The sequence below is a fragment of the Colwellia sp. E150_009 genome, from assembly GCF_053543955.1.
The window spans coordinates 215,633-227,556 of the sequence record NZ_JBHFOM010000001.1 but is presented as its reverse complement, the minus strand read 5'-3'; the positions used below and the strand labels follow the sequence as shown (position 1 = coordinate 227,556).

The window sequence follows — 11,924 nt, the reverse complement described above, 5'->3', positions numbered from 1 at the left end:
TTGACTTTCACCATCCATTCAGATTTAATGTCGCAAAATTGTTATCATTACTCACATTAATTAGGGTTTTGATACTTCTTGATTGATTAATTGTTTAAGGACGAATTATGTACTTCTTAATTAGAGCTATTCTGTTATCTACCCTGTTTTTTATGCTTTGTGCATGTGGCGGAGGTTCTTCGGACTCAACAAATTCTACCACCCCTTCATTATCTAAAGATTCAAACATCATTAGTAACTCAAAAAATCATAGTATTGATGAGCTAAAAGATGCATCCGTAAATCTTGCTAATAAACGATATACTGGTATCAATAACAAAGCTGATATAGATATTGAATTAGCACAACAAGTATTTTTAAAGTTGTTCGGTGATTCAATCACCGAACAACCCGAAATAGTCAACGAGGACTTTAGAGAGCACCTTGATGTCAACGGAAATATTGATATTACATTCTCATGTGAATACCAAGGAAGTGTTGAATATAAAGGGAAACTAGATGCTAACTTTAAAGGAAATATTTCTTTAAGCTATAACAATTGTGAGCAATCAGACAATAATTTTGCAATTTCAGGCTCTGCCGCCATCAGTATTACAGAGCTGACAGAGTCGTCAATTAATATAACTCTCTTTTATGACAACCTACATTGGAATGTTAACGGCCAATCAGTCCAACTCAGCGGTTATTCAAACTATATATCAACTGAGAATGATGAAACAGGACAGTTCTTCGATAGTAATAACCAACAACTATTGTTTGTCATTAATCAAAAAGAACAATTCTTCTTAAATGCACAGCTTGATTATAGTAATCAAAATAATGAATATGCTGCTAATTTATCAGGAGATTTTCTTATTGGTGATCAAGGCAAAGTCTCTATAAGCTTAGAAAATGTCCGTGATAATCCTCCTTATATCCATTCAGGAAAATTTATTATATCAGGTGATAAAGTTGCTGCTTTTGAATTTAACCCTGCATATATTCGTTATGTTGAAGATAGTAATAATGATGCTGTTTTTGATGTTGGTACATTCTTTTCTGGCACATACGAATTGCTTAATGGTGTTGCTTCTTCAAAACAATTAGTTTCTTTAGATAATTTATCTCTCCCTCCATCTTCAAACTCTCCAAGATTAGTATACGGTCAAACAATTAATACCTTAACCCCAATTGAAATTAGACCAGGAAGTTACGGTGATCCTGATACTGATACAGGCCAACTACAAATATCTTATCGTTGGTATATCAATGATGAAATTGTCACTAATAATTCAAGCAATATACTTCCAGCACACTTAGCTGTTTATGATGATAGTGTTAAAGTTACCATGCTAGTATCAGATGGTAGTAGTTTAATAGAAAGTCGTCACCTTTCAATTACCTTGGAAGATTCACCTGCACAAATTCAAATCACTAATTTACCAAAGGTAATTAAATCTGGAGATGTCATTCAGTTCTTAGCCGTTGTTTCAGACCCCGATACAGATACAAATGCAAATGAACTTAATAGTGTTTTAGTGTCGGGGCCAAGTGGAGCAACTATTGATGAAGATGGCATTGTAAATTGGGAGGTACCCGCAGATTTATTGTTTTCTTTTCAAGAATATGAATTCACTTTTGCCATACTTGAAAAAGACGGGGAACATAGCAGTGAAATAAGTGTTCCTGTGATGGTTGAGTCAGATAAAGACTTTCCGATCGTTCGTTCTGGAATTGAAGTTCCAAAATCTAATAAATCTATGTGGGTTGGCGACTTTGATGGTGATGGAAAAAATGAAATATTATCTACCGATAGTATAGGAAGCATATTCTTACTTGAATATGACTCGGGAACTTATCAACAAAAATGGGTTTACCCTTTTAAAGTGCCTAGCGAAGGCCAAATTAAACAGGTTCTGGCTATCAATATTGATAATGATTCCGAACTAGAAATCATAGTAGTAACAGAAAACGGTATCAGCCTAATTAATGGCCTAAACAGTTTGGCAACATTACTATTCTCATCGGATAATTATTTAACCTTTGCTACAGCTAAAGATATTAATAATGATGGAACGCCAGAGCTAGCCTACCTATCTTCATCTAATAGTTATTCTAGTTCAGACATATCTTTAAATGTAATTTCAATGGGAGCCCCTGAGCAAAGCTTATTTAGCACAAATGTCTCAGAAGCGAGACAAATTGAATTTGCCAACGTTGATGCTGATAGTAACTTCGAATTAATAACAAATAATGGCTTAGTATACGATACCTCAACATGGAAAAACCAATGGTTTAGCGGCACTGAATTTGGCAATGCTAGTGTTACAACCGGAGACTATAACGGAGACGGCATCGCAGAAATTGCAGGTTCCAACCGTTGGGGAAACATTGCAGTTTATTCTGCCACAGATAAATCACAGCTAGACAGTTTAGATAATTTCAATACCTGTTCATTACATAGTGCCGACGTAGATAATGATACTATTGATGAGTTGTTAGTTGGTGATTGCCAGTGGGGGAACATTACTGCTTATAAACTAATTAACAATAAACTGACATCATTATGGTCTATTAATATGCAAGATCATGGCTCAGTTTCTCTTACTAGTGGTGACTCTGATAATGACGGAAAAGTGGAGTTGCATTGGGGAAGCGGAATTAGTCACACTGGTGAAGACATTTTTGTCAGTGCCGATCTTGAAGGCAGTTCAGTGTCTATTAAAGAAGAAGCAACGTCTAGTCAATTAGCTTCATACAATAGTGCTGGATGGGCAAACTTAACCGATGACCAAGAAAGGGCTGTCTTTTTTATTCCCAGAACGGAAAGTGGCTATGGTGGCAGTCGAATAGCAACTATGGACCAGCAAGGTCATTTTGAACTCAGTAATGAAATTTCATCAAACTGGGATGGTAGCTCATTTGCTGTAACCACTGATTTTAATAATGATGGTTTTGGCGACATTTTTTTACCAAGCACTCAAATTTATAGCGGTTCTTTTGCTGCCATGCAATTATATGATAATAGTTTTCACTGGCAAACAGCTGGAGGCTATAATTCAAATATTGGAATAATTAAAGCAAAAGATATTAATACCGATGGTTTTGATGATGCTATCTATGCGGATAGCAAAGAATTACATGCTATTGATGTACAAAATCAAATCATTATCTCAAACTATACCTTTGAGTCTCAAATAACTGACTTTACTCCTTTAAGAGTGCAAGATAAACCTGCAGTAATTGTTGCTTTTGGAAATAAGTTATCTTTCTTAACGAGTAATAATTCAGTTTTTTCAGAACAATCTTTTATCAATCAATCATGTAACCGTTTAGAATTAATTAATTATGATGCTGACGCCGAATTAGAGTTAATTTGTTTACAAAGAAGCAACAACAAACAACAGTTAATAGTATATAAATTAAATGATCTTACTTTTACTGAAGTTGCTAGAAACAATATTGATAATACAATTCTTGATATCGCCATAGATCCAACCACAGATCAGCAACAAAATATCTTCTTAACGGTTCAAACAGGAACTGACTCTGCATGGTATGATGACAATAATTCGTACCAAATAAAAAAATCAACCGCAGACGGAAATATTATTTGGAGTAGCCCTGCTTTAGTTGGTAAGCCAAGTTCTCATGGACTTAAAACTCGATATATTGCAGGCAAAGGATTAGAGCTAATGATATCAACTACAAATATGATGTATTGGATTAAGTAACACTGATTCAGATCTAATATATTTAATACTAAAAAAGGCTTGCAAAAATCTTTCTGCAAGCCTTTATTTTACTTCTGCTAGGCAATTATTTTCGCCTCAAATTAAAGCCCTCTCTATGGCTGACACTGTTGAATAATCAAACTTCCGACATTAGCACCTGATGCCGGATTTTCTTCATTCAAACTCAGTAGAAAACTATAGGTGCCTGCTGATAATATCGTTTGATTATTATCCGTACCCACCCCTTGATACGCAACAGGATAAGTTACCCCTATGGCTAAGTCAGTACCATTAATTTCAGTACTCCCTTCAGCTTGTGCCCACAACTGGGTTTCCCAGTTACCATCACTTGAGGCTAATTTAAACTGCATGGCACCATCAAAGTCGGCAACCGCTTGATATACATTGTTGTCTTTGTAATGTAAACGATAAGCTTCTTCAGCGCTCCAACCAGAATGATCACCCTTGACATAAAGCTCGCCATCACCGGCAATAGCAAAAGGGATAGCATCAGATGAATCAACTAACGCCGCACAGTTTACCGTTGGTGAAATGCTACTAATAGTTAGTACTGGCGCAGAGCCTGAAGCATCAAGGGTAAAAGTAAAACTGCCATCGGCATCAACTGTGAAAGCTAAACTATTGCTACTATTTGTTACCGCAATAGAACTTTCACCAATACTCATATCGCTAAAGCCTAAATCGACGGCTACTGAGTTAATAGAGGTAATAGAGGTAATAGAGGTAATAGTAAAAGTTTGCACACCTGCCGTTAACGTGGTTTCTAAACTATAAATACCATTGCCATCATAAGTAAAGGTATCTGCGGCAGTAAAACCATCACTACCTTCATTGTTCATTGAGCCGCGCAGGTAAATGGTATTGCTGCCATAAGGGGCAATATCAGGGGCATCACGAGTAACACCGGCAGATAAACCAACGCCTTGGCTAGCACCTTGAGGTTTAACAAATACCGCTGTCGTTAATGTCTGCGATCACAGGAATAGCATGAGTATCCCAGTCGGTAGGTTTTAAATCAGTATCGTTTAAATTAATAAATTGAGAGTAGTCGCCATTTGTTGACAGTGATACTGAGTAAGGGTCTGTTGACCAAAGAGTTTCAAATTGTTGGTTTTGATAATGATATACGGTTAATTCGAAACGATAAAACAAGCGATCATTCGCAATTGGTGTAGTGAATGACCAAATGCCTGTATTCGTATCAAGGTTCATAGTTTCAGTGCTTTGCAGCACTTTAGCACTGTTATAAACGCTTAATTTAACTTGCTGTGCAGTTGGTGCCCAAACGCTAGCGGTAATATCCGTCGCGGTATAACTCAAACCAAGCTGAGCTTCATCGGCATCGTCACTGCCTGCGGTATAAAGCGCATCAAGTACACGCGGTGTTTGCACGTAAGTTGCTTCAACAACAGCGTCATCACTATCATATGCAATAGCTAATAATTTGCCCGTTAGCATTTGTTTGGCTTTAGCGCTGTCAGGGTTTAACGCTTCAAAGGTGTCAAGTGCGCTGTAACGTGGCATACCTAAAGCATTTGCACTGTTAATTGCCGGCGCAAACTCAATAAAGTTGTCACCGCTAATACCTGTTTCACCATCATAACCTAAGTCAATAACATCAGAACTATACACTCTAATTTTTGCAACACTCGTTGCTATAACATCCCAAAAAACTGTGTCTAACGTCACCCAATGTGCCGCAGTATCATTACTCAATACGCCTGATGGAAATAGCGTTGACGCAGTAAATATTTCATTAAGTCCATCAAGTAACCACAACATGCGGTCACCTGATAACTCCGCCTTTTGATCATCATTAGGTGCTTTATCACCACCTTTGTGCATAATGTAATTCAAACAATCTGAAACCTCATAACCCGCTTTTAAACTAACCACTCAATAAGCACCGTAGTTGGGATCATCACCCGTTTTTGCTGCAGGTGTACTCCAATCTACACCAGGCCCATCATAAGCAGTACAAGTGGCATCAGCCCATAAATGCAATCCCCAGTCTGCGTAGTTATTATCAGCGCGATTATAGAAAATAACGGCTTCATTTTCGCCTGCAGTAACAATAGGCTCAGGTAAAGCATTATCTTCTGGTACTGTTAGCTCTGGGGCATTAATGGCAGTATCTTTATCATTACTACCACCACACCCTGCTATACTACTCGATATTATTGTAACGAATAATGCGTAATAAACATTTCTTACTTTAATCAAAACTAATTCCTTTATTATTATTTGTCTGTCATTAAACATAATAATTTGTCTATTTTTAAAATAGTCGTTGCATACGTATTCAATCGTTTTTCAATAGTGAACAACCTTATGAATACGTATGCATACGCTATTCATCAACGAATCCTCTCATTATAGTAAAGTTGTTCACAAATTAACTGTCTTTCAAATATGGTGACGTGACAAAACCAACAAAACATATAACTATTAAGCTAAAGGAATACTGGCTTATAAAAAATTAATCACGGATGGCTAGGGGAGAACATTCAATGTTAAATTTTACACCAAGCAAAGTGACGCTAGCATTAATTTCTAGTGGGCTTATAGCATTAAGCACACCGACACTTGCTGCTGAAGATGCGTATGCAGCAAAACAAGATGCCGAAGCCGAAATAGAAGTAATTCAAGTTAATGGTTTTCGTAAAAGTGTTGTCGAATCTATCAACCTTAAACGCTATTCATCAAACGTAGTTGAAGCTATTTCAGCAGAAGACATTGGTAAATTACCTGATTCTTCTATCGCTGAGTCAATTGCTCGTTTACCTGGCCTTGCTGCACAACGTCTTGATGGTCGTGCAAGTAAAGTAAGTATTCGTGGCTTCGGTGAAAATGAAGGTGGCACGACTTTAAATGGTCGTGAGCAAGTTTCAATTGGCGATAATCGAGGCGTTGAATTTGATCTTTACCCATCTGAAATTATGAGCGGTGTTACTGTTTATAAAACCCCAAATGCTAGTCTTGAAGGAGAAGGTATTGCCGGTGTTATTGATTTACAAACCATTAAACCATTGAATCAAGATGGTCGCGTTGTTCAATTTAATGGAACTTATGAAAAAACCAGTTTTGATAAATTAAATCCAGATGGTGATAATGACGGTTTAAAAGGCACCTTCTTCTACATGGATCAATTTGCTGATGATACTTTAGGGATTGCTTTTGCCTACACCAGCATGACATCACCAAACCAAGAAAAACGTTGGAACTCGTGGGGTTATCCAACATTTACTTATGAAGATGGTTCTGATGGTTCAATTTTAGGAGGTGCTAAACCATTTGTTCGTTCTTCTACATTAGAACGTGATTCGGCAATGTTAGTAGTTGAAGCTGCGCCAAGAAATGATCTGAAGTTAACGTTCGATGCACTTTATGTTGATTTTTTAGATACTAAAATTTTGCGCGGTATTGAAGTACCTTTCGCATGGGGTCAGGGGGTTATCTCTGCCGATACTGCCATAATTGATCCAACAACAGGTTTTGTTAGCAGTGCAATAACACAAGATCAACGTGTTGTTGTACGTAATGACTACGAAGAACGTGATGCGGAATTAATGTCGTTTGGTTTTAACACTAATTGGGCGGCTAGTGATAGATGGACATTAGACTTTGATGCCAGTTATTCAAAGGTTGAACGTGATGTTTACAGTGTTGAAAGTTATGCTGGCACTGGCCGTGGTGACCTCCGAGGCGCTGCTGATGATTTAGGTTACATTTTTGATTCAGGCAATACTGGTGCTACGTTCAGTCACGGTTTAGATTATAGTGATTACAATTTAATTCAATTAGGCGGTCCACTAAGTTGGGGCGGCAGTAAAGCGCTTAACGATAAATATGGCCTTACTGAAGAAAGTGGCTATCAAAATACAGCACAAGACGGTTTCATCAATACCCCAAGCATTGATGATGAGTTGATGTCATTGAAATTTGCTGCTAGTCAAGAAATTGATTCAAACTTCATCACTGAAATCACTTACGGTGTTGCTTATCGAGAACGCGAAAAAGAAAAAAATTCCGAAGGTTATTTCATGACCTTAAGTAGTTTTAGTCTTGATAGTCCTGGTATGCAATCTGTACCTGATGAATACCGCTTAGGTAGTGCTAATTTAGACTTTATCGGCATGGGCAACATGGTAGCTTATGACACTATGGGTTTGATCAATAATGGCTATTACAGTCTTTTACAAGCAAGTTTAACTGATGCTAATCGTATTACAAAATCTTGGACAGTGAATGAGAAAGTGATGTCAGCTTTCGTACAAGCGGAACTTTCTACTGAAATCTCTGGTATGCCATTAACAGGAAACTTTGGTGTTCGTTACGTTTATACCGACCAATCATCACAAGGCTATGCGGCTAATGCTGTTGACGGGTTAGTTGTTGCTGAGCCTACTGATGTTAGCCATGATTATAATCACTTTCTACCTAGTCTTAACTTATCAATGCAAATTGATGAATCTCAAACATTACGATTTGGCGCTGCAAAAACTATTTCACGCGCCCGTTTAGATGAAATGAACGCTTCCTTTAGTGCGACTTATAACCAACGACCAGATGACAATGGTAACTATTGGACTGTAGAAGGTGGTAATCCTTCATTAGAGCCTAAAGAAGCTATTGGGCTTGATTTATCTTATGAAAACTATTTCAGTGATGAAGGTTACCTATCCGTAGCACTATTCCATAAAGATTTGAAAAACTGGATTTTTGATGGTAATTATGAAGTAGATATGTCTGGCATTGCAGATCCTGCAACAGGGGAGATTCCTGCTACATCGACAGCTACTGGTAAAGGAAAAGTGAATGGTGGTGACGGTACACTTTGGGGTTATGAACTTTCAGCAACTTTACCCCTTAACATGTTAACAGATCACCTTGATGGTTTTGGCATTATTGCTAGTTATACTGGCATTAAATCAGATATGAAAGATCAAAATGATAACGACTACAAATTACCAGGCTTATCTGAAAGCATAACTAGCGCAACTTTTTACTATGATAAAAATGGTTTCTCTGCACGTGCTAGCATGCGTAAACGAGATGCTTTTAAAGGTGAAGTTTACGGCATAAGTTTCGATACTGTACAGGTCGATATTGTGGGAGAAACTATCTGGGATGCACAAATTGGTTATGACTTTGGTGAAGGTGGTTTTAAAGGGTTAGATGGCTTGTCTATTTTCTTACAAGGTTACAACCTAACTAAAGAGCCGTTTACTTCTTTACAAGGCGATAGTGCATTACAAGTACGTGATTATCAAGATTACGGCAGTACTTACTTATTAGGTTTTAGCTATAAAATGTAATTAACAATCAGTATCACATTTAACATAGCTACATAAAAGCCCTTGTAATTCCAATACAAGGGCTTTTTTATGACATATGACAGAAAAAATGGTTGTTATACCAAGTTGATTAAGTTCTTTCCCACTCAGCGAGAATTAAAAGGCTTAGAGACAAGGCATTGATTGAAGAGAATGGTCATTCCCTTGTCAAAATCAATAACGCCGCATATAAGCCTTTACTTTTTATTAGGTACTCGCCCTTTGGGAGCTCATTAGCAAACTGATAACATCGCAAAATTGAAGAAATATAGAGTAACTATGTTTAATCAATTTTCCTTGTTCTAAGCTCGCTAATGAAGCTCTGAGTTGGGAAGAAATTTAATCAAATTGGTATTAGACCAAGCTCAAATTACATACGTATGCATAGAATGAATACGTATGTAACCATTTGGCCGTGTTTAATTATTGTTCTAATCTGGTAAAGCTATAACGTTTACCAGTTGTACTTTTTGTAGCGCATACCAGAACAGAGTCTTTGTTATATATTACAACAAAAAATTAAGGAATACATAATGATAAAAACCTCTACAAAAGCAACTGTCTTATATGCTTTATTAGCATTGTCTATAACATCTTATTCAAGTATTGCTGAAGATAGTTTAGGACCAGTAACGAGTAAAGATGTAGTCTATCAAATACTAACCGATCGTTTCTATGACGGTGATATTAACAATAATACGCCTTCTGGTTCTCCCAGTCAGATCTTTGATGGCACTGGTAGCGACTTAAAACTGTACCAAGGTGGAGATTTTAAAGGGATTATCGCACAAATTCCCTACTTAAAAAATATGGGGATCACTGCTGTTTGGATCTCTGCACCTTATGCAAATAGAGATGAAGCTATAATTGATTACCAAGCCGATGGTAGTCAAATTACGTGGTCAAGTTATCACGGTTACCATGTCAGTAATTATTATAAAACTAACCCTCATTTTGGTGGTATGAAAGACTTTACCGATATGGTTGCAGCTTTACATGCAAATGGCATTAAAGTCATTGTTGATTTTGTTTCTAACCATACAAGTCGTTGGCAAAATCCAACCAATAATAACAGTGCCGAGCATGGCCGTCTGTATGAACCAGATAGAGACAGTAATAATAATTTTTCTTTTAATGTTAATGGCGATCCTGTTGATTTGAATAATGATGGTTCATCTGACAATTTAATTTCCGATCCAAACGGTACAACAAATCCAAACTGGTTTCACCGTAAAGGAGATAGAGGCACTGATAGTAGCCGTTTTGGTTATCGCTATCGTGATTTGGGTTCCTTAGCTGATTTCACCCATGAATTACCTGCCGTAGTTAAATATTTAGAAGAAGCCGCAATTTTTTGGAAAAATACAGGCATTGATGGTTACCGCCATGATGCCACTTTACATATGAACCCAGCTTTTGCTAAAGGTTTTAGAGATGCTATTGACTCAGCACCTGGTGGTGCGGTTACCCATTTTGGTGAATTTTTTATTGGTAAACCCGATCCAAAGTATGCTGAATACACATCTTTTCCAGATAGAACTAATATTAATAATTTAGACTTTGAATATTTTAGAACACTCACCAATGTTTTAGGTAATGGCTCTGAAGATATGAATACATTGGCAAACTTTTACCAATATACAGCTAACGATTATCAATATGAAAACCAAACAGTTACCTTTATCGACAATCATGATGTACCACGGTTTTTAAGAATTAATAGCGATCAACGTAGCTTAGATGTCGCTTTGGCTACCTCACTAACTTCTCGCGGCATTCCAAATATTTACTACGGTACTGAGCAATATGTTAATGGTCATGATGCCAGTGAAAATGGCGGTCGAGTATTTTTACAAAAAGATAAATCATTCGATCAAACAACGCGTGCTTATAAGATTATTAAAAAACTATCAGATTTACGTCAAACAAATGATGCGCTAGCCTATGGACTAACAAGCATTCTGTATTCAACAGCCGATGTATTAGTTATGTCACGTAAGTTTTATGACAAAGAAGTCATTATTGCAATTAATAGAAGTCCTTATAATGCTTATACCGTTCCCAACTTAGGTACAAGTTTACCCGTAGGTAGTTACACTGATGTCTTAACTGGAGAGTTAAGTGGTGGTGCAGAAAGTGTTGTTAATGTTAGTGGGAATAGTGAAATAGCTTCTTTTCAATTAAGCCAACAAGAGGTGAATGTATGGAGTTATAACCCTGATTTAGGCACATCACCACGTATTGGAGATATAGTATCTGTTGCTGGCAGGCAAGGAAATGAGGTTACTATTTCAGGCACTGGTTTCGATGGCACTATTGAGGTTTTCTTTGGCTCTACTTTAGCATCCGTATCTTCGAGTAATGATAAAGAAATCAAAGTTATTGTGCCTAATGCACCCGCAGGAGAACAGCTAGTTACCGTTAAAAAATCGGGTATAACAAGTAACAGTTTTACTTTTAATGTTTTATCAGATGATCAAAACCAAATGATATTTCATGTACAAAAATATACAGCTCTCGGTCAAAAAGTTTATATTGTTGGTAGTATTCCTGAATTAGGCAATTGGGATCCTGCAAAAGCCATTGACGCATTCCATAACCCTGATCCAGCTCAATGGTATGATTGGTTTTTACCCGTGAGTGTACCTAAAAGCACAACATTTCAATATAAATTCATAGTAAAAGATGACTTGGGTAACATTACTTGGGAAGGAGGAAATAACCGCAGTGCAACTTCTTCATCAGTTATAAACGGCGTAACTGACTTACCTCAAGCATTCTTTCAGTAACGTGACGCCACTTAATTAAATACGCCTCTATTATATAGAGGCTACTTTTAACTAAAGTTTCACTA

General features: G+C 37.0%; 6 protein-coding genes. 3 read left to right on the top strand and 3 right to left on the bottom strand.

From position 1 onward, the window contains the following. The first annotated feature begins 107 nt into the window (after positions 1-107). Positions 108-3,713, top strand: a complete 3,606-nt coding sequence (locus ACE1OF_RS01005; RefSeq protein WP_448892029.1) for an FG-GAP repeat domain-containing protein — start codon at positions 108-110, stop codon at positions 3,711-3,713. Between the two features lie 113 nt (positions 3,714-3,826). Here ACE1OF_RS01005 and ACE1OF_RS01000 read toward each other — a convergent pair whose 3' ends face one another. The 3 genes from ACE1OF_RS01000 to ACE1OF_RS00990 form a co-directional block, all read right to left on the bottom strand. After that, positions 3,827-4,573 carry a hypothetical protein gene (locus tag ACE1OF_RS01000; protein WP_448892027.1) on the bottom strand — a complete coding sequence of 249 codons (747 nt, stop codon included), beginning with the start codon at positions 4,571-4,573 and terminating at the stop codon, positions 3,827-3,829. Positions 4,574-4,676: 103 nt separating this feature from the next. Continuing rightward, positions 4,677-5,630 carry a hypothetical protein gene (locus ACE1OF_RS00995; RefSeq protein ID WP_448892026.1) on the bottom strand — a complete coding sequence of 318 codons (954 nt, stop codon included), beginning with the start codon at positions 5,628-5,630 and terminating at the stop codon, positions 4,677-4,679. Continuing rightward, positions 5,631-5,957 (bottom strand): pullulanase-associated domain-containing protein, encoded by a 327-nt coding sequence (locus ACE1OF_RS00990; RefSeq protein WP_448892025.1) that lies wholly within the window; start codon positions 5,955-5,957, stop codon positions 5,631-5,633. 287 nt (positions 5,958-6,244) lie between these two features. Here ACE1OF_RS00990 and ACE1OF_RS00985 point away from each other — a divergent pair, with 287 nt between their 5' ends. Both ACE1OF_RS00985 and ACE1OF_RS00980 read left to right on the top strand, forming a co-directional pair. Then, on the top strand, positions 6,245-9,052 hold the full coding sequence (locus ACE1OF_RS00985; RefSeq protein ID WP_448892023.1) for a TonB-dependent receptor: 2,808 nt from the start codon (positions 6,245-6,247) through the stop codon (positions 9,050-9,052). A 551-nt stretch (positions 9,053-9,603) separates the two neighbouring features. After that, positions 9,604-11,859, top strand: a complete 2,256-nt coding sequence (locus tag ACE1OF_RS00980) for an alpha-amylase family glycosyl hydrolase (protein ID WP_448892022.1) — start codon at positions 9,604-9,606, stop codon at positions 11,857-11,859. Positions 11,860-11,924: the final 65 nt, after the last annotated feature.